This window comes from Flavobacterium sp. SP2 (assembly GCF_057626655.1).
The window spans coordinates 303951-326409 of record NZ_JBVHBT010000001.1 but is presented as its reverse complement, the minus strand read 5'-3'; the positions used below and the strand labels follow the sequence as shown (position 1 = coordinate 326409).

24 protein-coding genes and 1 tRNA gene are annotated in these 22459 nt (G+C 32.7%); 10 read left to right on the top strand and 15 right to left on the bottom strand.

Features of this window, described 5'->3' with window-relative positions; translation table 11 throughout:
- Positions 1-60 precede the first annotated feature (60 nt).
- On the top strand, positions 61-1623 hold the full coding sequence (locus ACZ098_RS01665) for an NAD(P)/FAD-dependent oxidoreductase (protein ID WP_487309991.1): 1563 nt from the start codon (positions 61-63) through the stop codon (positions 1621-1623).
- Here the strand turns inward: ACZ098_RS01665 and ACZ098_RS01660 are convergent.
- The 3 genes from ACZ098_RS01660 to msrB form a co-directional block, all read right to left on the bottom strand.
- The gene (locus ACZ098_RS01660; protein ID WP_487309990.1) at positions 1620-2402 is read right to left on the bottom strand and encodes a hypothetical protein; all 783 of its coding nucleotides are present in this window, start codon (positions 2400-2402) and stop codon (positions 1620-1622) included. The genes ACZ098_RS01665 and ACZ098_RS01660 overlap by 4 nt on opposite strands.
- An 83-nt stretch (positions 2403-2485) precedes the next feature.
- On the bottom strand, positions 2486-3097 hold the full coding sequence (gene msrA / locus ACZ098_RS01655) for a peptide-methionine (S)-S-oxide reductase MsrA (RefSeq protein ID WP_487309989.1): 612 nt from the start codon (positions 3095-3097) through the stop codon (positions 2486-2488).
- A 3-nt stretch (positions 3098-3100) separates the two neighbouring features.
- The gene (msrB, locus tag ACZ098_RS01650) at positions 3101-3532 is read right to left on the bottom strand and encodes a peptide-methionine (R)-S-oxide reductase MsrB (RefSeq protein ID WP_487310525.1); all 432 of its coding nucleotides are present in this window, start codon (positions 3530-3532) and stop codon (positions 3101-3103) included.
- A gap of 348 nt (positions 3533-3880) precedes the next feature.
- On the opposite strand from msrB, the gene idi reads away from it, so the two are divergent.
- The 6 genes from idi (at position 3881) to ACZ098_RS01620 (ending at position 6799) form a co-directional block, all read left to right on the top strand.
- Complete coding sequence (idi, locus tag ACZ098_RS01645; protein ID WP_487309988.1) at positions 3881-4408, top strand: isopentenyl-diphosphate Delta-isomerase; 528 nt, start codon at positions 3881-3883, stop codon at positions 4406-4408.
- A gap of 15 nt (positions 4409-4423) precedes the next feature.
- Positions 4424-4834: a 6-pyruvoyl trahydropterin synthase family protein gene (locus ACZ098_RS01640; RefSeq protein WP_487309987.1), complete on the top strand. Its 411-nt coding sequence runs from the start codon at positions 4424-4426 to the stop codon at positions 4832-4834.
- Positions 4834-5292 (top strand): peroxiredoxin, encoded by a 459-nt coding sequence (locus ACZ098_RS01635; protein WP_487309986.1) that lies wholly within the window; start codon positions 4834-4836, stop codon positions 5290-5292. Before ACZ098_RS01640 ends, ACZ098_RS01635 begins: the two co-directional genes overlap by 1 nt.
- Before the next feature lie 63 nt (positions 5293-5355).
- Positions 5356-6324 carry a type I phosphomannose isomerase catalytic subunit gene (locus ACZ098_RS01630; protein ID WP_487309985.1) on the top strand — a complete coding sequence of 323 codons (969 nt, stop codon included), beginning with the start codon at positions 5356-5358 and terminating at the stop codon, positions 6322-6324.
- A 55-nt stretch (positions 6325-6379) separates the two neighbouring features.
- Complete coding sequence (locus ACZ098_RS01625) at positions 6380-6646, top strand: hypothetical protein (RefSeq protein ID WP_487309984.1); 267 nt, start codon at positions 6380-6382, stop codon at positions 6644-6646.
- A 79-nt stretch (positions 6647-6725) separates the two neighbouring features.
- A tRNA-Thr gene (locus tag ACZ098_RS01620) sits at positions 6726-6799 on the top strand.
- A 107-nt stretch (positions 6800-6906) separates the two neighbouring features.
- Here ACZ098_RS01620 and ACZ098_RS01615 read toward each other — a convergent pair.
- The 9 genes from ACZ098_RS01615 to ACZ098_RS01575 all read right to left on the bottom strand — a co-directional run bounded on the left by ACZ098_RS01615 (position 6907) and on the right by ACZ098_RS01575 (position 15353).
- Complete coding sequence (locus ACZ098_RS01615) at positions 6907-7620, bottom strand: DUF4369 domain-containing protein (RefSeq protein WP_487309983.1); 714 nt, start codon at positions 7618-7620, stop codon at positions 6907-6909.
- A gap of 91 nt (positions 7621-7711) precedes the next feature.
- Entirely contained in the window at positions 7712-9586 is a 1875-nt protein-coding gene (locus tag ACZ098_RS01610) for a M61 family metallopeptidase (protein ID WP_487309982.1), read from the bottom strand.
- A 64-nt stretch (positions 9587-9650) separates the two neighbouring features.
- The gene (locus ACZ098_RS01605) at positions 9651-9995 is read right to left on the bottom strand and encodes a hypothetical protein (RefSeq protein ID WP_487309981.1); all 345 of its coding nucleotides are present in this window, start codon (positions 9993-9995) and stop codon (positions 9651-9653) included.
- A gap of 84 nt (positions 9996-10079) precedes the next feature.
- Positions 10080-10361: a TIGR03643 family protein gene (locus ACZ098_RS01600; protein ID WP_487309980.1), complete on the bottom strand. Its 282-nt coding sequence runs from the start codon at positions 10359-10361 to the stop codon at positions 10080-10082.
- 53 nt (positions 10362-10414) lie between these two features.
- Entirely contained in the window at positions 10415-10693 is a 279-nt protein-coding gene (locus tag ACZ098_RS01595) for a DUF2805 domain-containing protein (RefSeq protein WP_487309979.1), read from the bottom strand.
- Positions 10694-10796: 103 nt separating this feature from the next.
- Positions 10797-11399 (bottom strand): alpha-ketoglutarate-dependent dioxygenase AlkB family protein, encoded by a 603-nt coding sequence (locus ACZ098_RS01590; RefSeq protein ID WP_487309978.1) that lies wholly within the window; start codon positions 11397-11399, stop codon positions 10797-10799.
- A gap of 379 nt (positions 11400-11778) precedes the next feature.
- On the bottom strand, positions 11779-12693 hold the full coding sequence (locus ACZ098_RS01585) for an EamA family transporter (protein WP_487309977.1): 915 nt from the start codon (positions 12691-12693) through the stop codon (positions 11779-11781).
- A 70-nt stretch (positions 12694-12763) separates the two neighbouring features.
- Complete coding sequence (locus tag ACZ098_RS01580; RefSeq protein ID WP_487309976.1) at positions 12764-13930, bottom strand: DUF1501 domain-containing protein; 1167 nt, start codon at positions 13928-13930, stop codon at positions 12764-12766.
- Between the two features lie 25 nt (positions 13931-13955).
- Entirely contained in the window at positions 13956-15353 is a 1398-nt protein-coding gene (locus tag ACZ098_RS01575) for a DUF1800 domain-containing protein (protein WP_487309975.1), read from the bottom strand.
- A 98-nt stretch (positions 15354-15451) separates the two neighbouring features.
- Here ACZ098_RS01575 and ACZ098_RS01570 point away from each other — a divergent pair, with 98 nt between their 5' ends.
- On the top strand, positions 15452-16045 hold the full coding sequence (locus ACZ098_RS01570) for a murein L,D-transpeptidase catalytic domain-containing protein (RefSeq protein ID WP_487309974.1): 594 nt from the start codon (positions 15452-15454) through the stop codon (positions 16043-16045).
- Positions 16046-16240: 195 nt separating this feature from the next.
- Here the strand turns inward: ACZ098_RS01570 and ACZ098_RS01565 are convergent, their stop codons facing one another.
- Positions 16241-17128 carry a hypothetical protein gene (locus ACZ098_RS01565; protein WP_487309973.1) on the bottom strand — a complete coding sequence of 296 codons (888 nt, stop codon included), beginning with the start codon at positions 17126-17128 and terminating at the stop codon, positions 16241-16243.
- Positions 17129-17183: 55 nt separating this feature from the next.
- The gene (locus tag ACZ098_RS01560; protein WP_487309972.1) at positions 17184-17588 is read right to left on the bottom strand and encodes a DUF2721 domain-containing protein; all 405 of its coding nucleotides are present in this window, start codon (positions 17586-17588) and stop codon (positions 17184-17186) included.
- A gap of 231 nt (positions 17589-17819) precedes the next feature.
- On the opposite strand from ACZ098_RS01560, the gene ACZ098_RS01555 reads away from it, so the two are divergent.
- Both ACZ098_RS01555 and ACZ098_RS01550 read left to right on the top strand, forming a co-directional pair.
- Positions 17820-18590 carry an outer membrane beta-barrel protein gene (locus ACZ098_RS01555; protein ID WP_487309971.1) on the top strand — a complete coding sequence of 257 codons (771 nt, stop codon included), beginning with the start codon at positions 17820-17822 and terminating at the stop codon, positions 18588-18590.
- A gap of 131 nt (positions 18591-18721) precedes the next feature.
- Positions 18722-20815, top strand: a complete 2094-nt coding sequence (locus ACZ098_RS01550) for an outer membrane beta-barrel protein (protein ID WP_487309970.1) — start codon at positions 18722-18724, stop codon at positions 20813-20815.
- A gap of 9 nt (positions 20816-20824) precedes the next feature.
- Here the strand turns inward: ACZ098_RS01550 and ACZ098_RS01545 are convergent, their stop codons facing one another.
- On the bottom strand, positions 20825-22405 hold the full coding sequence (locus ACZ098_RS01545; protein ID WP_487309969.1) for an NADP-dependent glyceraldehyde-3-phosphate dehydrogenase: 1581 nt from the start codon (positions 22403-22405) through the stop codon (positions 20825-20827).
- Positions 22406-22459 lie beyond the last annotated feature (54 nt).

The window sequence follows — 22459 nt, the reverse complement described above, 5'->3', positions numbered from 1 at the left end:
AACCTTTTTTTATGATTAGACTTTGCCCAAATTATTTTAAGTTTGCCAAAAATTACTTTTATGCCTCGCGAAATTCAAACCCAAGTTTCACCAGAAGTTGCACATAATGAATGGTTGCTAAACGAACATTGTGCTAACTTATTAAATGCTTCTGCAAAAGAAATTTTGAAGGTTACTGTTTTGAAACGTTCTATTGATGCACGTCAAAAAGCTATAAAGTTTAATATAAAAGCTAACGTTTACTTTACAGGAGAAACAGTTGCAGAAGAAAGAATAGATTTTCCAGAATATAAAAATGTTACCAATTCGCAAGAAGTAATTATTGTTGGTGCTGGTCCAGCAGGATTGTTTGCAGCTTTACAACTTATAGAATTGGGTTTAAAACCAATAGTTTTAGAGCGCGGTAAAGACGTTCGCGGAAGAAGACGAGATTTAAAAGCCATAAATGTTGATCATATTGTAAACGAAGATTCCAATTATTGTTTCGGAGAAGGCGGTGCAGGAACTTATTCTGATGGAAAATTGTATACCCGTTCTAAAAAACGTGGCGATGTAGACCGAATTTTGAAATTATTAGTCGCTTTCGGTGCAACTCCAGACATTCTTGTAGAAGCGCATCCACATATTGGAACTAATAAATTACCTCAAATTATTCAGGATATTCGAGATAAAATAATTGCATGTGGCGGACAAGTTTTATTTGAAACCAAAGTCACCGATTTTATTATAAAAAATAACGAAATTCAAGGTGTTGTTACTCAAAAAGGTGATACCATTTTAGCCAATAAATTGATTCTTGCTACAGGACATTCGGCCAGAGATATTTTTGAATTGTTAGATAAAAAGAAAATTTTTATCGAAGCTAAACCATTTGCCTTAGGCGTTCGAGCTGAACATCCGCAGGAATTAATAGACAAAATTCAGTACAGTTGTGATTTCCGGGGTGATTATTTACCACCATCGCCATACAGTATTGTGAAACAAGTAAATGGTCGCGGAATGTACTCGTTTTGCATGTGTCCAGGTGGTGTAATAGCGCCTTGTGCTACAAGTCCGGGTGAAGTTGTTACCAATGGTTGGTCGCCATCAAAACGTGATCAAGCCACTGCAAATTCTGGAATTGTAGTAGAGTTAAAATTGGAAGATTTCAAAGCCTTTGCCCAATTTGGAGCACTTGCCGGATTGGAATTTCAAAAAAGTATTGAACAAAAAGCATGGCATTTGGCTGGACAAACTCAAAAAGTCCCAGCCCAACGAATGGTCGATTTTACACAAAGTAAAGTTTCGTCAGATATTCCCAAAACTTCTTATGTTCCAGGGACAACTTCGGTCGAATTAGGACAAGTTTTCCCAAGTTTTTTAACTCAAATAATGCGAGAAGGATTTGTAGAATTCGGTAAATCTATGCGTGGTTATTTAACCAACGAAGCCATTCTTCATGCGCCAGAAAGTAGGACTTCATCGCCGGTTAGAATTCCTAGAGATGGAATTACCTACGAACATTTGCAAATAAAAGGTTTGTATCCATGTGGCGAAGGTGCCGGTTATGCTGGCGGAATTATTTCTGCTGCAATTGATGGTGAAAAATGCGCTTTAATGATTGCTGAAGTTTTGAAAGCTTAGTTGCATTCTGAATTATAGTCGTTAATAAACTTAGATAGTTCAAAATTTTGCATTTCAAAAGCATCGATAAGTGTTTTGTCTTTCTTATTTTGAAATGCTTTTTCTCTTTTTACATATTCTCTAACCATTTGTTTTTGTTCTTCTTTGCTGTAGTTGGAATCGATTTCCTTTTGTAATTCTACAGCATGCTTTGTTGTAAAATCCGAGCATGCATCAAATAAGTACTTGTAAAATGAAGTAAAGATTTTAATATTTGCTTTCTTTCCTAGCATTGTAAGATTTTCATATGGACTAAGTGCAAAATCGGAACCCTGAATGTGATAATAAAACTGATAGCCATGTTCTGGAAAATCACCTCGATAACTGGATATGAAATACTCATATCCATAAAGATTTATTTTTCCTTTTTTGATTAATGGCAACCAGACTTTAATTTTTTTATCTATAATTTCGCCTTTTTTGCTCAGTGTTTTAAGATTTAGTGGTACATAAATTTCATATATTGTTCCAGCTTTTATTTGAAGTTCTGCGATATCGTCCATATTGTACTTTATTACAGTTCCTTCTGTACTATTCTTGAACTTTATGGATTTATCATCTAAATTAAATTCTTGTTCAAATTTTTTAAACAGTGTATAATCGAAAAATTTATTTTCTAGAAAGGACTTTATATATCCTGTTTCAGAATGTCCGTCTTTAAATACAATGGTTCCTTCTAAAAATTTTGCATTACACAATGAAATTGTAAATAGAAAAAAAAGGATAAAACAATTTTTCATAGTTGGATTTTTTACCAAACATAGACAATATTTTTCAATAAAAAAACCGCTCATTTTCATAAGCGGTTTCTTCGAATTAATAACTATTTTTTCTTTTTCAATTTGTCTTTAAAAACCTTTTCAAATTTTTCAATTTTAGGTTGAATTACCATTTGACAATACGGTTTGTTTTTATTGTTGGCATAATAATTTTGATGATAGTCTTCTGCTTTATAAAATTTGGTAAACGGCTCTAAAGTAGTCACAATTGGATCATCGTACACTTTAGCTTTCTTAAGTTCGGCAATGATAGATTGTGCTGCCTTTTGTTGTGCTACATTTTTGTAGAAAATAACTGAACGGTATTGTGTTCCTTCATCAGCACCTTGACGGTTCAACGTTGTAGGGTCGTGAACCGTAAAAAAGACTTTAAAAATTTCGTCTAAATTGGTGACTGATTTATCGTAGGTAATTTGAACAACTTCTGCTGCACCTGTTTTACCGGTACAAACCTCCTCGTAAGTTGGATTGTTTACTTTTCCTCCAGAAAATCCGGAAACAACCGAAGTTACACCATTTAAATTTTCGTAAACCGCTTCCACGCACCAATAGCATCCACCACCAAGTGTAATCGTTTCAAGATTTGAATTTATAGTTTTTTGTTGACCGAATGCCATGCTACAACTAATAACTGCTAAAAAAAGTATCTTTTTCATAATTTATTTTTTCTCGTCTGGTACAAATTCTAGCGAAACCGAATTCATACAATATCTTTTAAAAGTTGGTGCTGGACCATCATCAAAAAGGTGTCCAAGGTGCGCATCACATCTACCACAAAGAGCTTCTGTTCTTATCATTCCGTAAGATTTGTCTAGTTTGTAAACCACACTGTTTTTGTTTTCTTGTTCAAAAAAACTAGGCCATCCGCAGCTACTTTGAAATTTTTGATCGGAACGGAATAATAAATTCCCGCATGCGGCGCAATAATACGTTCCTTTTGCATCAGAATCCCATAATTTTCCAGTAAAGGCGCGCTCAGTATCACCTTCTCGTGCAGTAGCATATAAATCTGCAGGCAAGACTTTTTTCCATTCTGCATCAGAGACATTTAATTTTTCTTTACTTGTTCTTGAATAATACGGATTTTCCATTTTTGTCGTTTCGTTTAAAGTTGTTTTAGATGTTGTGGTTTGTTCTAATTTAGTTTCGTTTTTCTTGTTTTTATTTTGAGCACATGCAGTAAAGAAAAAACATAAAGACAAAGCTATTGGTGTTATTACTACTTTTAAATTTCTCATTTTTTACAATTTTGATAATACAAATTTACTAATCATTTACGTTTTAAAATGTCCTACAGTTTACAATTAGGATTATATTAAGTTAAGTTTAACGGTTGCACTATTTTCTAGTAGTTGAACATAAGTTAAAAGTTTTTTCAAACAAGAAATTCAATTCATAACTGTAACTTTTTTCGTATTTTTACCAAGTAAAATTTATTTATGCAGGAAGAAAAAGTAATTTTAGTTAATGAAAACGATGAGCAAATTGGATTGATGCCAAAACTAGAAGCTCATGAAAAAGCTGTTTTACATCGCGCCTTTTCGGTATTTGTTTTGAATTCTAAAAACGAAATAATGTTGCAACAACGAGCACATCATAAGTACCATTCGCCGTTGTTGTGGACTAATACATGTTGCAGTCATCAACGTGAAGGCGAAACTAATATTCAAGCTGGAACTAGACGTCTTTTTGAAGAAATGGGATTTAAAACGGAACTGAAAGAATTGTTTCATTTTATATACAAAGCTCCATTTGATAACGGATTGACCGAGCACGAATTGGATCATGTGATGATTGGATATTACGACGATGAACCGCAAATAAATTTAGACGAAGTAGAAAGTTGGAAATGGATGTGTATTGAAGGAGTAAGAACCGATATGCAAGAAAATCCAGATATTTATACGGTATGGTTCAAAATTATATTTGATCAGTTTTACCACTATTTAGAAGATCACAAATTATAACAACCCTAAAAAAATATGAGAGTCACACTATCAAGAAGAGCACATTTTAATGCTGCGCATAGATTGTATCGTAAGGATTGGACAATGGAACAAAATGATGCTATTTTTGGAAAATGCAATAATCCCAATTTTCACGGACACAATTACGAATTAATTGTTAGTGTTACAGGAGAAATTGATCCAGAAACTGGCTATGTTTTGGATGTTAAATTTCTAACGGATATGATTAAAGAAGATGTTGAAAACGAATTTGATCATAAAAACTTAAATCTAGATGTTCCTGAATTTCAAGATTTAAATCCAACTGCCGAAAATATTGTAGTTGTAATTTGGAATAAACTAAGAAAAAAAATTAAACCCGAACTTGATTTAGAAGTTGTTTTGTACGAAACACCTCGAAATTTTGTAACTTATAAAGGCGAATAATGGCACTAAAAGTAGGAGACAAGATACCTAAGTTTACTTTAAAAGACACAAACGGAAACCAATTTGAAAGTGATTCAGTACTAGGCGTAAAGCCAGTAGTTTTATATTTTTATCCCAAAGATGATACCGCAGGTTGCACGGCGCAAGCCTGCAGTTTTAGAGATCAATATGAAGATTTTAAAGATTTAGGAGCCGAAGTAATTGGTGTGAGTAGTGATAGCGTATCGTCACATGAAAAATTTTCTAAACAGCACCAACTGCCTTTTATATTATTATCAGATTCTGATAAAAAACTTAGAAAACTTTTTGGTGTTCCATCTGGATTGTTTGGTTTAATTCCAGGAAGAGTTACTTATGTAGCCGATAAACAAGGCATTATTAGACTTATTTTTGACAGTATGCTGCCTACTAATCATATAGCCAATGCGTTGAAGGCTGTAAAAAAAATGTCATCATAATTTAGCAAAATAGTATTACGTCGGTTTTATTTTTTTTCTGATTTTTGTTGCAAATATTAAAACATGAAAGCTAACTTATATCCACTTCAATTTCAACCCATTCTTAAAGAAAGAATTTGGGGTGGAACCAAATTAAAATCTTACTTAAATAAGCCGATTACATCTCCTACTACTGGTGAAAGTTGGGAAATATCTACCGTAGAAAACGATGTAAGTATTGTTTCAAATGGCATTTATAAAGGAAAATCCCTGAATGATCTTGTCAACGAATTTCCAGAAGCTGTTTTGGGTAGTTCCGTTTACAAAGAATTTGGTAAACAGTTTCCCTTGCTTTTTAAATTTATAGATGCTCGCGAAGATTTGTCTATTCAACTGCATCCTAATGATGAATTAGCTAAAAAACGACATAATTCCTTCGGAAAAACCGAAATGTGGTATGTGATGCAAGCCGATGAAAAGGCTAATTTGATTGTAGGTTTTAAAGAAAAATCATCACAAGAAGACTATCTGAAGCATTTACATAATGCAACTTTAGTTTCAATTTTAGATACTAAAGAAGTAGAAAAAGGCGACGTTTTTTTTCTGGAAACAGGAACAATTCATGCTATTGGAGCAGGAATAGTGGTTGCCGAAATTCAGCAAACATCAGATATTACTTATCGCGTTTACGATTTTGATAGGGTCGATGCTCATGGTAATAAAAGAGAATTGCACAACGGTTTAGCATTAGAAGCACTGAATTACGATGTAGTATCAGCTCATAAAAAATACAGTAGAGAAGAAAATACATCTAATAATATTGTTGATTGTCAGTATTTTACAACTAATTATATTCCATTAAATGGTGTGCTTCATTTGAATTATACTTCTGAAAGCTTTAGAGTTTTTATGTGTGTAGAAGGTAGTTTTGTTTTGGATTATGAAAATGTTGAATACAATTATAAAGTAGGTGATACTGTTTTGATTCCTGCAGAAATGACCAATTTGAGTATCAGTGGAAATGCTTCTGTCTTAGAAATTTACATTTCATAGTCGTTATTCTAAAGATTATACGTAATTTTGCATCGAATTTTAAAAATAGAATAAAATGCCAAGTGTTAAGAATTTAAAAAAGGATATCAATTTTGTATTAGGTGATATTATCGAAGCGGTTTACATTTATGAAATGTCAACTACCGGAAAACCTACAGAAAAAACGAATGCAGTTATTGACGAAGCTATTGCTACCTTCGATAATTTAATCGTAAAAGTTAACGCAAAGAAAGTTGAAAACAAGAAATCACACTTTAAGCAAATTAATGTTGAACTTGAACAAGCTGCAAATCAATTGATTGAAAAAATCAATACTTTGTAAGAAAAAAAAACAATAAAAAAGTGTAAATAAATTTTGGAAATTTAAATTTCAGTATTATATTTGCACCACTGAATGAGACGCCAGCGTAGCTCAGTTGGCTAGAGCAGCTGATTTGTAATCAGCAGGTCGTGGGTTCGAGTCCCTCCGCCGGCTCATTTTTAAACCATCACTTAATTGTGATGGTTTTTTTTTGTAAGATATTTAAATAAAAAAACCGTCAAATTTTAATTTTTTGACGGTTTTATAATTTCTCTAGTATATTATTTTTCAGTTTTCTTTCGTTCCGAAATTAGTTCTTTTAATTGTTTACCATAGATAGACTTTGAAACGTCAGGTGTCATAGATTTGTCAATAGTATCCAGATATTTTAGATTGATGTTATAAATTTCAGCTACTGCTAAATAGGGTGAAACGGCATAATCCGAATGATTCACTGCAAAATTGGTAGTGTAAAGATATTTTCTTTTTAAAATCGATTTTTGTTGGGTTTCTATTTTTTCTACCGCAGCCATATCTTTGGCTTTCAGCGCTTCAAATTTCTTTTTAATTAAGTCAAGATCTTGATCGTTGTATCTAGAAACTACATATTTATACTCATCGTAAAGCTCTTGATTTTTGGAGCCTGTAATTTTAGAATCTGATGTAAAAAACTCTAGTGATGTTTCAATATTTAGTTTGCCTGGTTCAGCAAAAAAAGGCAAATTATTGTCAATGGAGTTAGTTACTCCACGATCAATAAAAAGGTATAACATTTCTGGTGACGTCAAGTCTAATTCGGTTGTAAAGTGCGAATCTCCATCGATTTTAATAGTGTCTAAAGCAACAAATGCAGTATCTTTAATTTTTTGAATGTATAGCGTTCCTTTTTTAAATCCTTTAATGTTTCCTGTAATCTGTAAGTTCTTCTCTGATTTTTTTTCATTACATGAGGCAATTACTGCCAATGCGACTAATGCTATGATTTTTTTGTACATATTTGTATTTATTTGAATAAGGCAGCAAAATAATAAAAAAATCCCCAATTTATGGCATAAATTGAGGATTTAAAAATGGATATATTCAAGTTTATCCTTTTAACCAAGCTTTGTTTAAATTAGCTTTGTTTTCATCTGGTGTAAGATAACCATCAACTTCATTGTATCTTAGAACTGCCTTTCCTGATAAGGTTTGTTCTTTACCATTTCGTTTGATTTTTAGTATTACATTTTGATCTTGTTTCCAATCTTGAACTGAGTTCATCATTTCTGAGATGGTTTCTAAAGTATAATTTTTATCATTTATTGCAAGAATTACGTCCTCAGATTGTAATCCTAACGTTTTTAAAAAGTCATTTAATTGCGCCTCTTTTTTAATAATAATTTCTTTAGTAGTAGGGTTGGCGCTTATTAGTATTTCTTTTCCATTTGTAAATGGATTGGCTACTTTTTTTATTTTACCTTTTACAACGCCTACTTTTTCTAAGTACATATCGTATGGAATTGGATCTGTTCCTTCTACATATTTTTTTAGAAATTCTCCTATTTCTGGATAGGTTATCTCGGTAATTCTAGAAAACAGTTCGTCATCATTAAACGGTTTTGTGGATCCGAATTCTTGAGATAATTTTTGCATTAAATCTAAAATACCTCTTTGTCCGTTGCTTTTTTCTCTGATTTCAATATCAATACACATTGCTATTAACGCACCTTTTTCATAAACATTTAAGTATTGATCTTTATATGGTTTTTTCAACACATTTTCACTCATTACTGTAAAAGACATTTTGTCGTTCATAGAATTGGCGGTTTTTATTTTGTCGGCCATTCTTTTGTAAAATGCTTGCTCATCTATTAACCCTTGATTTACTTGGAAAAGATTGGCGAAATATTCGGTTACACCTTCGTACATCCATAAGTGTTTAGACATCTTCGGTGTATTAAAATCGAAGTTATGAATTTCCTTGGAATGTACACTTAACGGTGTTACAATATGAAAAAATTCGTGTGATACAACGTCAATAATTTGTTTTCCTAATACTTTAGGCTGCATCATTTCTGGGAAAACTACGGTTGTAGAAGTATTGTGTTCTAAAGCACCAAAACCTTTCGCATCTTTTGTTTTTAAATCAGATAAGTATAATAAAACTGTGTATTTTTTATTGTTGTTTATCGGACCTAAAAATTTCTTTTGTGCACGCATCATTTTTTCTAAATCTGGCGACAATGCTTGTGCTGAGTGCTTTCCTGTTGGAGAATATACGCTAAATAAGATTTCCATTCCATCTACATTAAAAGTAGTATAATCTGGTTTGGAATACATGATTGGATTGTCTACTAAATCGTTGAAGCGAGGTACTTCAAAAAGATCAGTAGTTGTGCTTGCGTCTGTATCAGTTAATGAAGTTGCACCAAACAAACCTTCAGGATGTAGAACAGTTAGTTTGTAGGTAATGTCTTTTAAATCAGAAAAATAACCTATAAATCCGTGGTTGTTAATCATGAAATTTTTTCCTTCTGCGATATTTGTTCCAGCTGGAGAAAAAATATCTTCTTGTCCAAAGCCACCACCTTTTTCGCTATCAAATGTATCATTTACCAAGTACGTAATTTTATCTAGGTTTTTTGCATTGTCAATTGTCCATGAATTTTCATCTGTTTTAGAGACAACTAGTAAGTTTCCCTTAGTATCAAATGCTTGGAAATTATCTACATATTTACCATAATCGTCTTCAGAATAAGTTCCTGGGATTATTTTAGGTAATTGATAAACGATTTTATCAGAAGTAATTTTAGGTGATTTTACAGTCACCAGTACTTTGTCATCTTGAATAGTATTAAGATTTAAAGTAATGGCAATTTCGTCTGTTTTGTTGCTAGTTGTGTTTTTTGAAGTTGTTGAACTTGATGATTTACATCCTATTAAAACTGCAAGTACCGCAATAGAGGTAATTATTTTTTTCATTTTTTACTTTTTATTATTCATAAGACTCCATTATATTGATATTGTTACACTACAAATAAAAAATTTAATGTGCATTCGATACTATATTCAAAGCTTCTTCTGGATTTTCAACTTCGAGGTAAAGTTTGTGATACACATGATTTTGAAGTTCTACAATAATTGTATTTTTTTTGTTCATGACATCCCAAAAATTCCTTTTTCCTTTCCAAGTATAGGTTCCAGCGGTAATTAAGAACGGAATGTGAGTTCCAATTCGTAAACCTTTCCAATTATTCAACTCTTCACGATCTTGATAGGCATTTACGATGTCATTTTTGGATACGATTATCTTATCTTGTAATGCCCATATTTGATGTAATCCTTTAATTTTAAAGACAATTTTATCGTTAATTTTAGATATAGCTACCATAAGACACAATTTTTAAGTTATAATAATTATACGAGTGAATTGAAAAATAGTTACGTTTTTAGGCATAAAAAAAGCGATAAAAAATTATCGCTTTGAGATTTTATTGTGTGTTATTTGTCTTTGTAAGGTACATTTAAAACGGTCTATACCATTAACTCTTAACTTTGCATGTTTGGTAGCACGACCTTGAACTCTTGCGCGCCACATTCTGAAACTCGAGGGTTTCATTTCACGACGCATGATTTCTATAGTTTCTTGTTCGGAAATTCCAAATTGAAAGGTGATGGCATCAAAAGGAGTTCTATCTTCCCATGCCATTTCAATAATTCGGTCGAGTTCGATTTCGTTAAAAACTTTATTGCTCATTGTGCAAATTTCATCATAAAACAAAAAAACTCTTGTTCAACAAGAGTTAAATTTTAATCAAATTTATTTTTAATATAGTATTTTCCTTCTAAGTCTTCATCAAAGTCGTCAATTTTGGGAGCTTTAGGTTTCGGCTTACTTGCCATAGCTTTCTTTTTCCAAATGTCAAACTTATCAGCGGTAAGTTTTTTTTTCATAATCTCAAGCACTTCTTGTTCGCTAAGATTAAAATCTTTTTTAATAATTTCAAAAGGATTTCGCTCCTCTAATGCCATCGTAATTACGCGTTCTCTTTCTTCGTAACTTAACTCGGTAATCTTATTCTTTCTCATTGCTATAAAAACAATTATTGTTTTAAATATTTAGTAAAAATTATATACCAATATTAATAAAAAAAAGAATTACTTGTACATTTTTGTGCGCAAAAAAGAATATTTATTTTATGATTCGAAATGTTAAGTTGATTCGAGGGCCAATTTGTTGTGTAGTTTTGGGTATTTGGTGTTTCCAAAAATGTTGGGTTTCACCTTTCATTATCAACAAACTTCCGTGCTGAAGATTGATTTTTTGTTTCAGTGTTTTGTCAGCATTATTTTGCAAATGAAAAACTCGTTCGGCTCCAAAACTCACCGATGCTATTGTTGGATTTCTTCCTAACTCTTTTTCATTGTCGGCATGCCAACCGTTACTATCACGTCCGTTACGGTATAAATTTAATAAGACAGTGGTGAATTGTTCGTTACAAACGGTTTCAATTTCTTCTTTGATGAAGGTTAGAATTGCATTCCAAGAATGAGGTTGCATTACAATGTTGGAGTAGGAATATGGTTTGCCTTCATTTCCAAATAAAGCTGTGAGTCGTGGCTGTGGATGGGTTTTTCCAAAAACAGTGATGTCGTCTTGCTGCCAAGGAATTTCGTTAAGCAGTTGGTTAAAGAGTTTTGTTGCTTTATCAGAATCAAAAAAGTTAGGATAATATTCGATTTCAGCGTTGGGTAAATCAAAATTTATTTTTTCGACAGGAAATAATGAATTCATACTTTCGTAATTTAAAAAACGGCGGCATTTAAGCCACCGTTTCCAATTTATTAACCAAAATAAATTTAAACATAGTCCTGGCAAACTATGTTTGGGTTTCAAAACAAGCATTTTTCAGCTTCTTTTGACTACTTTCTATTTAAGTTTAGATAAAAAAGTAGGGATGTTTTATCTATGTATTATAGTTTTATTATTTTTTGGTAAAGATAACAAGAACTGTACCATCTTACTTACGTTAAAAACTTAATATTAGATTAAATAAATCGTAATTATAAATCTTTAATTTACTGCAAAAGTACTATTATTAGTTTAAAATGCTAACTATTGATGCATAATTAACAGTTTATAATGCTTTTATACTTACTTTTTTGATTACTATTTAGTCTATTTTATTCTTTTTTGACAAAAGTGGGATGTCAATATTCATAATCACAATTGCTAATAAAATTAAAAAAATACCGATCCATTGCGACAGAATAACTGTTTCATTTAGTATTAAAAAGGCCATTAGTACTGAAACTGGTAATTCTAATGCAGATACAATACTTCCCAGACCGATTCCTGTAATAGGAAATCCTGAGTTCATTAAAAGTGGTGGAATTATAGTTCCAAATAAAGCTAAGAAAATTCCCCATTTAATGAAGATATCGAAATTATAAGGAGTAGTTTGAGTATACAGCCCAAATCCAAATACAATAATTGCGCCACCCAAAAGCATATATAAACTGCGTTGCGCTGTTGAAATTCCTGTTGCAATTCTGTTAGCTGTAAACATGGTTGTTGTAAATGATGCTGCTGCAAGTAATCCCCAAAAAATACCACGCCAATCAATAGGGTTTTGATTGTTTAATAAATTAGTTGCAAATAATGTTCCAATTAAAACAATTACAACCGAAAGTATTTTTTGTGTTGATGGTGTTTTTTTATCTAAAATCCATTCCAATAAAACGCCCATCCAAACCGTTTGCATTAATAGAACTATCGCAATCGATACATCGATATACTTTACACATAAATAGTAAAATACACTGGTCATGCCTAGTGAAGTTCCTGCCAACATTAAATGAAAAATATTTTTTGTTGATGCTTTCAGGACTGTTTCCTTTTTTTGCGATTTTTGAAAAGCGTTTATTATTAGTACACCAATAATACCAAGTATGAATTGTGATGAAGTAACTTCGGCAGTAGAAAATCCTTCTTCGTAAGCTAATTTTACAAAAGTGGCCAACATACCATAACTTGTGGCACCAAGTGCTACTAAAATTACTCCTTTAAGAACAGTATTCTTTGTCATTTTTTATTTTTTAAAAAGCCGACAAAGGTACTTCTTTACTGCAAAGTAGAAAGATTAATAGTGGATTTTTTTAAAATAATCCGTTAAGTGGTTGGTTTTTAATTCCAATTTTGGAATAATCAAAATTCATTTTTTCTTGTAATAATGTGGCGTATACGCTTCTAAAATCTATTTGATGTACTAAGTCGCCGTTTTCTAAATTACTCAAATCAGGATTGGAACCAATAATTTTTCCTTTCGTGTTTCCACCAATTATAAATAGTGGCGCGGCAGTTCCATGGTCGGTTCCGCTTCCATTGTCTTTTACACGTCTTCCGAATTCAGAAAAAACTACAATTGTTACATTTTGAAGTAAGTTGGCTTGTTTTAAATCGGTGTAGAAACTAAAAACTGCATCGTTCAATTCAGTCAATTTTCGTTCGTGAATAGACAACTGGTTATCGTGGGTATCAAATCCGCCAAGCGACGTATAGTAGACCTTAGAATTTAAGTTTCCTTTAATTAATCTTGCAATCCACTCTAAATTTTTAGATAATCCAGTAGCAGTATAACTAACTTCTGACTTCGATTGTGTCAATGCTTTCTGAATTTCATCAGAACCTTCGGTTACTGAATTTGCAATTTTTCGAACAAAATCCAACTGAGGATTATCAGATAATTGTACCGTTTCGTCGGTATCATTTTTGATTTTGAATCGGTACGGATCTTTTACAGTTATTGAGTTAGGTTCCATTCCTTTTAAAGCAAGATTGTCAATACTGTCTAGATTAATTCCTGCTGTAGGTTGGTGGTCGTTGCATTGCAAATCCAAATACCTTCCCAACCAGCCTTCGTTGATGTATTTGCCAGAATCGGTAGCGGTTTGCCAAATTTCTTGACTTCTAAAATGCGAACGTACCGGTTCGGGATAACCCACGTTTTGAATTACCGATAAGTCACCGTTTTGTTGTATTTGTGCAAAACTTTTCAACGCTGGATGAAACGCCATGCCTTTATTTTTTCCAATTACAGCGTCTTTATTTAAGGCAATTTTTGTGCGTAAATCATAATAAAGTGGATTTTCGTAGGGTACGAACGTGTTCAGTCCGTCATTGCCACCATTGAGTTGTACGAATACCATGCATTGCTCTCTGGAAATCAAATTTTTATTAGATCCAAAAGCATGTAAAAATTCGGGAAGCACTAGCATTCCACCAGTGAATGTTCCTGTAAGCGATAGAAAGTTTCTTCTGTTCATACGGTTTAATTTTAATTTTGGAACTTTATATTAATTGGTATTCTGGTAGTTTGGTTATGTAATTGAATAATCGAAGGACTGCAAAATTGGCATTTTGTTCTTTGGGATTGAAATCGTATTTTAGTATGTTTTCCATGTCTTTTTGCATGGCATCAGTTACATTAAATAGTAATCTGTCGGATAATTGAGCAATAATTTTCTTATTAGTTCCATTAGTATCAAAATTGACAGTTACGTCTAATTTATCCTTCAATTTTTTGGGCATTTCCATTTCGTTATTCATGTTTTCCTCCACTTTTCGTGACAAACTTCTACCATTACAAAGTAAATCTGAGGTATTGTTACGCTGTAAATATATTTGAGAAGTCAACCAAGAATTGCCACCATCCCAACCTTTTACATTAACTTGGTTGTACAAATCCATCCCTTGTTGTTTCAAAAAATACGCTACTAAATTTTCGTTAAAATCAGAGATTTGCAACTCATGAATCATTTGTAAAATATACACTAATGGATCTTTGATCTTGTTACCAAGTTTGTTTTTGGCATATTCTTCGGTAAAAATTTTGGTTAATAATGGTTGAATCTCGAAATCAACTTTTCTAAAATAATCGCCATAATACGTTACTATCTCATCTGATGGTTGGTCATACAAAAACCATTTTAATATTTTTCGGGTTATGAGGTAAGGAATGTTTTTTTGTTCGAAAATAATATCGACCAAATCATCGGCTTTCCAATTGCCTACTTTGCCGAAATAGGTTTTCTCGTCGTTGTCTTCCCAAATGCGTCTGTATATCGCGGTTTCTTGTCCAAGATGTAATCCTGCCAAAGCTTTAGCGCCATTTTTAATGTCGTTTTCAGTATAATTTCCGATACCGATGGTAAATAATTCTAATAATTCTCTACTTAAATTTTCATTTAGGTTGCCTTTTTTATTATCTACATTATCTAGATATCGAACCATAGCATTCGACTTCAAGATTTTTTTGGTAAGTTCTTTAAAATTTCCGAAGGCATGTTCGCGCAAAATCATGTTGTGTTGGTAAATCCAATAGTTTACTTGTACTTTTTGCGACGTTGCTACAAAATGATTGTGCCAAAAACAGACCATTTTTTCTCGTAAGGGAAAATTTTCGGACTGCATTTTGGAAATCCACCAACGTTTCAGTTCGATTGCGCTGCGAATGCGCTTGGTTATTAATTTTTTTTGATCTTCGGAAGTAGCATTTTTTAACGTTTGACGCATTTCTTTAAGTTCCGCCAATGTTTTGGGATCGTCTTCTAAAAATTTTGGAAGTTGCGAATCATATTGAGATGCAAATGATTTTTTTAGAAAATCTTGAATGCCAAGTTGTTCTATAAGTGGTGCTTCTTTACTCGAAAAACCCAATCGTAACGACCATAAATTGCTCTTTTCCATATTTTCCATTTTTATATAGGACTTCTTTTTTTACAAATGGTTTAAAATAAAATATCGAAAGTGTTGTTATAATTGAAACTAATTTATGTACCAAAATAATGAAAATAAGACTACTCCTTTTAATGTTGAGTTTTGTATGTTGTAATAACGATACTAAAGTAGTTTCTACTAAAAATTATGATGTCCAACATGCCGAAGCGCTTACTTATTGTAAGAATAATGGTTTTAACGAAGACTATTACTTTTTAATTGATATGAGTTTGCATCCCGGCAAAAATCGTTTTTTTGTTTATGATTTTACTCAGAAGAAAATTAGTGCTCAAAACTTGGTTACTCATGGCAGTTGTGATGTGTTTGAAAGTAACGATACCAAGTGGGAAAAAGCTAAGTTTAGCAATAAGATAGACAGTCATTGCAGCATGAAAGGGAAGTTTAAAATTGGAAAGCGTGATTATAGTTCTTGGGGAATTAAGGTGAAATACTGGTTGCATGGTTTAGAAAACTCTAATAAAAATGCAGTAGATAGAGTAGTGGTTTTGCATTCTTGGGATGCCGTTGGCAATGAAGAAGTGTATCCAAAAGTGAGTCCGTTGAGTTGGGGTTGTCCAGCGGTTTCTAATGAGTTTATGAAGCAATTGGATGCCAAATTAAAGGTTTCGAAAAAGCCTGTTTTGTTATGGATTGTCGATTAGTAAACGTATTTTTTGGTAATTGCCTTACTCATTTAGCCCTGATGGCAATGGAAATCTTTTTGATTAATTAGGGTTTATACCCAAATCAATTAAAAAGATTGTAGTGTACAGCAGGAATCAGGTATGTTGCAATGCGCAAGCCATTTGCTCCTAAATAATAAAGCCAATACAAGTACGTATTGGCTAATTTTTTTCTTATCGTCTTCCCGATGTGGAGCGCTGGTTTCGATTGGCTCTAACGGTTTTTGTTCCTCTATTGCTGTTGGTTCGTACTGTGGTTGTATTTCTCGGACTTCTACGCACTTTGGTTGTTGTTTTTCTACCATTATTTCGAATTACGGTTGTGCTTCCGCGTCGGTTATGAACCACTAGCGTAGATTGGTTTCTTCGTGGTGTATAAACGCGATGTGCCACTACAACTCTTCGTGCCGGAACTCGGTGGTAGTATACTCTATGTGGTGCGCAACGTGTATAAAATGTGCGGTAGGCAAATGGTCGCCATGGTCGCCACCAACGTGGGTAATATGCCCAACGGTAGGGTGAAACCCAAACTACATAACTTGGTGCGTAAAGAAATCGGACGCTTGGCCAAAACCAAACATTAACTAGTACTGGCATAATTGCAATTTCTGAAACAGATGGTCCGCCTTTTCCGCCAGAAACATTTTCTGTAGTTTCTAAAGGTTCTGCAAAGGTATTTTCGGCATACAAATCGGTGTCACCTTCTATTTGTAAAGTGGCTTGCTCGTTGCCCGTTTTTTCTATTCCGATAGTGGCAATATCTTGTTTTTCTTTTTCAGATAAATAGGTACTTAAAACCAAAACGTGTGTGTCGCCTTCTTTAATGTCGGTCACGGTTACGTAATCGGTTTTACCATCGTTGTTGAGGTCGAGGTTGTTTACATTGTTATCTTCTTGATTAATGAGTTTTTCGAATTCTTCCAATGAATTGGATTTCTTAAAAAGAGCTAAGGCGCCTTCTAAACTAAAATTTTCTCCAGTGTTTTCTGGTCGATCATCTTCTTGACTAAATCCTACCGTTATTCCTAGAACAACAAATAGCATGGTGGTTATTTTTTTCATAATCAAATAAGTTTTAGAAATTAGACTATCATTTTTATGTAGGGTTTAAAATGGTTTACTTTTTTTCTTCTTCATCGGCCAAATCGCTCAAGTGCATTCGAAGTGCCGACACGGAAATACTTATTTCCCAAAATGATATTCCGAGGGAAATGAGCAGCGAAAGCAGGCTTAAGCCAAATAAGTAAATTCCGAAATTTTCTTGATCTAAAAACAAGAGAAGCATAGCGAATACAGAAAGAAACAAACTCAATACGCCAAATAATTGCATGTATCTGATGAGTGAAAGTCGTAGATTAAGGTTTTTAATCTGAAATAAAATACTCTTACTGTGGTCTTCGTCGTAATATTTTTTTAAACTTCGTACAATTTGTGCAATCGTTAAAAAGCGATTGGTGTACGCCAAAAGAATTAAGGAAGTAGCCGAAAATAATAGTGCAGGCGTAGCGATATCTATAGTCATTAGATGAGATTGTATTTAATACATTTATTACTTAGTAAAAATACTCAATTTGCAAATAATTAGTTGCTTTATTTGTTTAAAATTTGATTAGATAAGTATTCTTTCGTTAAGATTTACATAAATTAAAATAGCGCTTGTTGTGGAATAATTTTATTATTTATTTTAGCAAAACAATTGTATTACTTTTTAGTACTTTTTTAATTTATTATTAGCCTTAAAATTATGATTATCATGAAAAATAAATACGCCTTATATTTACTACTTATTTTGAATTTTGTTGTTGCACAAGCACAAGAGTTAACCAATTGGCAAGTTGGCGTAAATGTAAATCCGTTCTTATTTTATAAATTAAATACTGTATCTTTTTTTGAAAGAGAAAAACAAGATTTTCCTAATGGATTTGGTTTCGGCATTACTATAGAAAAAAACTGGAACGAACGTTGGGGTTTTAAAACAGGTTTTGAAAGTACCAACCAAAACGAGAAATACTTGGTGAATGATAATAGCGAAGATAATACTCGATTTTCTACCAATTTTAAATATTACAAAATACCGTTGACTATTCAGTATTATCATCCTTTAAATGAAAAATTATTTTTAACGTTTAACCAAGGCGTGCAGTTGTCGCTTTTAAAGTATTTTAAAAGTGTTTTTCTAACGAATTCTCAAAGAATTACTTATTCTTCCGATTATGAAGAGAGAATATTTTTTGAATCTCCAGAAAATAATGATATTATTTTTAGAGATTATAATGGTATATATCATACTAAAAATCTATTTGGGTTGATTGGTTCAGTCGGCCTTAAGAACTTTTTTTCGACAAATTTTTCATATTCAGCAAATATTAGGTATGAATATGATTTAACGAATCCAGACAAAACACCTTATTATCAAGGGGTAGATACCAATATACATAATTTTAGAATTGGTTTAGAATTTGGTATACAGTATAACTTCTCCATCGGAGATCGCTTCAACAAAAATCCTATTAAAATTTATTAATTTATTATTCAGTATTATTTTAAACGGAATGATTTGAATAAATACTACAAATGAGAAAAATTCGCTTATTTTAATTACTTACTTTAACACTATTTATAGTACATTCGTTGTATTACAAAAATATTCAATTCATGAAGAGTTACAGTCTTTTTTTGGTTTTAATTTCGACTTTTATAATGCAAAGTCAAGAAAAAACTAAAGATTCGGTTCAGTTAGACAATGTGGTGATCAAGACCGAAAAGAAAGCTATTGAGCAAAAACCCGACCGAACTATTTTTAATATTGCCGATCAGCCCAATTTGAATTCTGGTACGTTGATGGAGACTATAAAACAGCTTCCGGGTTTAATTTCGTCTGATGTGGCCGGAATGATGTATCAAGGAAAACTATTGGATGTTTTTTTAGACGGTCGACCTTTGAATATTTCGAGTAACGAATTGAATGCTTTTCTGGAAGGATTACCTGCTAATTCAGTTGAAAAAATTGAAGTAATAACCCAACCGGGTGCCGAATTTCCTGCCACTTCCGGAGGTGCAATTTTGAATATCATTACCAATAAAAACGCCAAAAAATATGTAAGCGCAACGTATACGACTAGTAACTCGGTAAATGCGTACGACAAAACACGTTTTAAAACTTTTAATAGTATCTTGTTAAATGCTAGAAATAAATATTTTGGTTGGCAATTGAATGTGGGGCAAAATTACCGCGAAAATGCCTTATGGAATCAATTTTCTAGAACGGATACCAATGTTTTTTTATCGAATACCAAGACCGATAGAATTAATAGGAATCAATTTGTCAAAGCAGGAATCACTTTTTATGTCAAGGAAGATCGAATTTTATTAAATTATGATACGTATCGAGGAAATGGCGATGGATTTATTGATGGGTTTGGAACAGGATTTACCACTGTAGATCACAGCAAAACCATATCTAATCGACAAGATGCCACGGTAACGTATCAAAAAAAGTTTAGCGATAAAACTAAAAAACTAGAGGCTGTTTTGAACTATAGTAATAACAAAAACGATTTTAATTTGTTTTCGGTTTTAATGAATAGCACTACGTTGGAGAATGTTTCAAATCAGAATTTTTACAGTGGTAAAATCGATTATTCTCAAGGTTTGAAAATTCTTGACGACGGAAAAGTGAGTTTTGGTGCCATTTACGATCAGTTGGAATTTAAAGCTCAAAATTTTGGAACCACGAATTTGGATTATGAACGAAAAACCACTGCTGGATATTTAGAATTCCAAGCGAAATATTCCAATTTCGATTTTATTTTAGGCTCGCGTGCCGAGAATTACAATATCAGCGGAACTACAGAAACTGCTAATTTGATTCCGTTTGATCAATTTCGATTGTTTCCCAATGCGACTATTCAGTACAATGTAAGCAATCAGATTTTCTTCAATATGAATTACAATAAGAAAATCACATTACCTTCAACCTCTGCATTGAATCCGAACAACACTACGTATCAAAATCCAAACGTGAATACCGTCGGAAATCCTAATTTGCAACCTACAATTTTCGATAATTTTGAAGCGAAAATAAGTGCTTTTGATTATGCGTACATTGGCTATAATTTGAGCGTTGCTCAAAACCAAGTGGTACAACAATTGAGTTTGAATTCGAATCAGGTTCAGAATACAAATTTGAATTTATCAGATATTAAAATTCACAATTTCAATATTGCCATTCCGTTGCCTTATATGCTGTTTACTAAAGGTTTAAAAGAAACGATGAAATTTGATTTCAATCCAGATAAAATCAATTTCTTATATATTTATACGGGCTATCAATACCACCAAATACCGAATCTCAACACTAAAGGATTTTGGAATATCAATTTGATGTCGCAAGTTATTTTGCCAAAAAACATAAAATTTATTACCGAGTTTGGCATCAATACGGCAGGTGGAAATTATTTTTATTTTGTAGCCGACAAGCCTTTCAGTAATTATGTCGACATTACTTTTAGTAAAAAATTCATGAAAGATGCTTTAACCATTACGCTTTTTGGCGATGATATTTTCAATATGAATCGAAGCTCTTTTAGAACGGCAAACGCACCGTTGTTGGCTTACAATAAAAGCGATACCCGAAAATTTGGTTTTACGCTAAATTATAAATTACCGACTAAAAATAAACTGGCTAAAGAAGAACCGGTTATCCTTAATAATGATACTAAAGAAACCAATTCCACTTTAACCAATTAATTAGTTTTGCTACAAGATATAATCTGTATTAATAAAATTGGAAAGTTTGTTGTTAAGTAGTGCTTGTAAAATTTCGTTATTGTATTCGTTGTCTTTACTTGCCACAAATGTTCTTGTCGAAAACGAACGTAAGGCATCATGAACGCTTAATGTTCCAACAGCTGAATCTTTTCGTCCGGTGAACGGATACACGTCTGGACCGCGTTGGCAAGAACTGTTTAAGTTTACTCTACAAACTAAATTTACTAGTGTATCTATTAATGGCGCAATGGTTTTGATATCTTTTCCGAAAAGACTCACTTGTTGTCCGTAGTTGGATTCTGCCATGTCGTTTAAAGGTTCTTGAATGTCTTTAAAACTGATAATCGGAATAACTGGACCAAATTGCTCTTCATGATAAATTCTCATGTTTTTATTAGTTGGATATAAAATCGCAGGATAAATGTAATTTTCGGTTCTATTTCCACCTTTTTCGTTGATGATTTTAGCGCCGTTTTGCAGTGCATCATCAATTAGTCCTTGAATATAATCTGGTTTTTCTACTTCTGGCAATGGTGTTAGAAAAACACCTTCTTCCCACGGATTACCGTATTTTAATTCGTCAACTTTTTTGGCAAATCGTTTATTGAATTCGTCTGAAATGGATTCGTGGACATATAAAATCTTCAATGCAGTACAACGCTGACCATTAAAAGATAGTGTACCTGAAATACACTCTTGAATTGCTAAATCCAAATCGGCATCTTGTAACACGATAGCAGGATTTTTAGCTTCCAGCCCTAAAACCAGTCGCAATCTATTTTTATTAGGATGTTGATCTTGCAAAGCAATTGCCGATTTACTATTTCCTATCAAAGCCAAAATACTAATTTTACCCGATTTCATAATTGGCGAAGCTACTTCGCGTCCACGACCGTAAACAATATTGATTACGCCTTTCGGAAAGCTGTTTTGAAAGGCTTCTAATAATGGTGAAAGTAATAAAACTCCCAATTTTGCTGGTTTAAAAATTACGGTATTTCCCATAATTATTGCCGGAATTAGCAAACAGAAGGTTTCGTTTAACGGATAATTATAAGGTCCGAGACACAAAACAACGCCAAGCGGACCGCGACGCACAATAGCATTTACACCTTGATGTTTGGTAAATCGTGCAGAATCTCGGTCTAATTGCTTGTAATCTTCAATAGTATCGTTAATGTATTCTATGGTTCGGTCAAATTCTTTTTCAGAATCGGGTAGTGATTTTCCGATTTCCCACATCATCAATTTTACAACTTCGGCGCGCGTTTTTTTCATTTGCACGACAAAGTTTTCCATGCATTTTATACGATCAATAACCTTCATTGTTGGCCATAAACCTTGACCATTATTGTAGGCTAGTGCTGACGATTCAATAGCTTCCAAAGCTTCTTTTTCGCCCATCGATGGAATTGAACCCAAAAGTGTGGGTTGGTACTTTTCAGTTGAAGAAATGGTTGAATACACATCTGTAGTTTCTCCTTGCCAATGCTTTAACTCACCATCAATAAGGTAAGTGGTTTGCTGTAAAGGTTTTTCAATAACGAATTGACTTGGTATTTGTGACATCTTGAATTTTTTTATGATAAAACTAATCTATTTTATTCAATCACTATTAAAATT

Bases quoted from the DNA above. Each gene is read 5' to 3' on its own strand.
- ACZ098_RS01580 (WP_487309976.1), bottom strand. From the start codon at position 13,930: ATGAACAGAAGAAACTTTCTATCGCTTACAGGAACATTCACTGGTGGA.
- ACZ098_RS01625 (WP_487309984.1), top strand. From the start codon at position 6,380: ATGCCAAGTGTTAAGAATTTAAAAAAGGATATCAATTTTGTATTAGGT.
- ACZ098_RS01565 (WP_487309973.1), bottom strand. From the start codon at position 17,128: ATGAAAAAAATAACCACCATGCTATTTGTTGTTCTAGGAATAACGGTA.
- ACZ098_RS01585 (WP_487309977.1), bottom strand. From the start codon at position 12,693: ATGACAAAGAATACTGTTCTTAAAGGAGTAATTTTAGTAGCACTTGGT.
- ACZ098_RS01595 (WP_487309979.1), bottom strand. From the start codon at position 10,693: ATGAGAAAGAATAAGATTACCGAGTTAAGTTACGAAGAAAGAGAACGC.
- ACZ098_RS01605 (WP_487309981.1), bottom strand. From the start codon at position 9,995: ATGGTAGCTATATCTAAAATTAACGATAAAATTGTCTTTAAAATTAAA.
- msrB (WP_487310525.1), bottom strand. From the start codon at position 3,532: ATGGAAAATCCGTATTATTCAAGAACAAGTAAAGAAAAATTAAATGTC.
- ACZ098_RS01665 (WP_487309991.1), top strand. From the start codon at position 61: ATGCCTCGCGAAATTCAAACCCAAGTTTCACCAGAAGTTGCACATAAT.
- ACZ098_RS01660 (WP_487309990.1), bottom strand. From the start codon at position 2,402: ATGAAAAATTGTTTTATCCTTTTTTTTCTATTTACAATTTCATTGTGT.
- ACZ098_RS01545 (WP_487309969.1), bottom strand. From the start codon at position 22,405: ATGTCACAAATACCAAGTCAATTCGTTATTGAAAAACCTTTACAGCAA.
- ACZ098_RS01635 (WP_487309986.1), top strand. From the start codon at position 4,834: ATGGCACTAAAAGTAGGAGACAAGATACCTAAGTTTACTTTAAAAGAC.
- ACZ098_RS01600 (WP_487309980.1), bottom strand. From the start codon at position 10,361: ATGAGCAATAAAGTTTTTAACGAAATCGAACTCGACCGAATTATTGAA.
- ACZ098_RS01630 (WP_487309985.1), top strand. From the start codon at position 5,356: ATGAAAGCTAACTTATATCCACTTCAATTTCAACCCATTCTTAAAGAA.
- idi (WP_487309988.1), top strand. From the start codon at position 3,881: ATGCAGGAAGAAAAAGTAATTTTAGTTAATGAAAACGATGAGCAAATT.
- ACZ098_RS01575 (WP_487309975.1), bottom strand. From the start codon at position 15,353: ATGGAAAAGAGCAATTTATGGTCGTTACGATTGGGTTTTTCGAGTAAA.
- ACZ098_RS01550 (WP_487309970.1), top strand. From the start codon at position 18,722: ATGAAGAGTTACAGTCTTTTTTTGGTTTTAATTTCGACTTTTATAATG.
- ACZ098_RS01615 (WP_487309983.1), bottom strand. From the start codon at position 7,620: ATGTACAAAAAAATCATAGCATTAGTCGCATTGGCAGTAATTGCCTCA.
- ACZ098_RS01590 (WP_487309978.1), bottom strand. From the start codon at position 11,399: ATGAATTCATTATTTCCTGTCGAAAAAATAAATTTTGATTTACCCAAC.
- msrA (WP_487309989.1), bottom strand. From the start codon at position 3,097: ATGAAAAAGATACTTTTTTTAGCAGTTATTAGTTGTAGCATGGCATTC.
- ACZ098_RS01610 (WP_487309982.1), bottom strand. From the start codon at position 9,586: ATGAAAAAAATAATTACCTCTATTGCGGTACTTGCAGTTTTAATAGGA.
- ACZ098_RS01640 (WP_487309987.1), top strand. From the start codon at position 4,424: ATGAGAGTCACACTATCAAGAAGAGCACATTTTAATGCTGCGCATAGA.
- ACZ098_RS01560 (WP_487309972.1), bottom strand. From the start codon at position 17,588: ATGACTATAGATATCGCTACGCCTGCACTATTATTTTCGGCTACTTCC.
- ACZ098_RS01555 (WP_487309971.1), top strand. From the start codon at position 17,820: ATGAAAAATAAATACGCCTTATATTTACTACTTATTTTGAATTTTGTT.
- ACZ098_RS01570 (WP_487309974.1), top strand. From the start codon at position 15,452: ATGAAAATAAGACTACTCCTTTTAATGTTGAGTTTTGTATGTTGTAAT.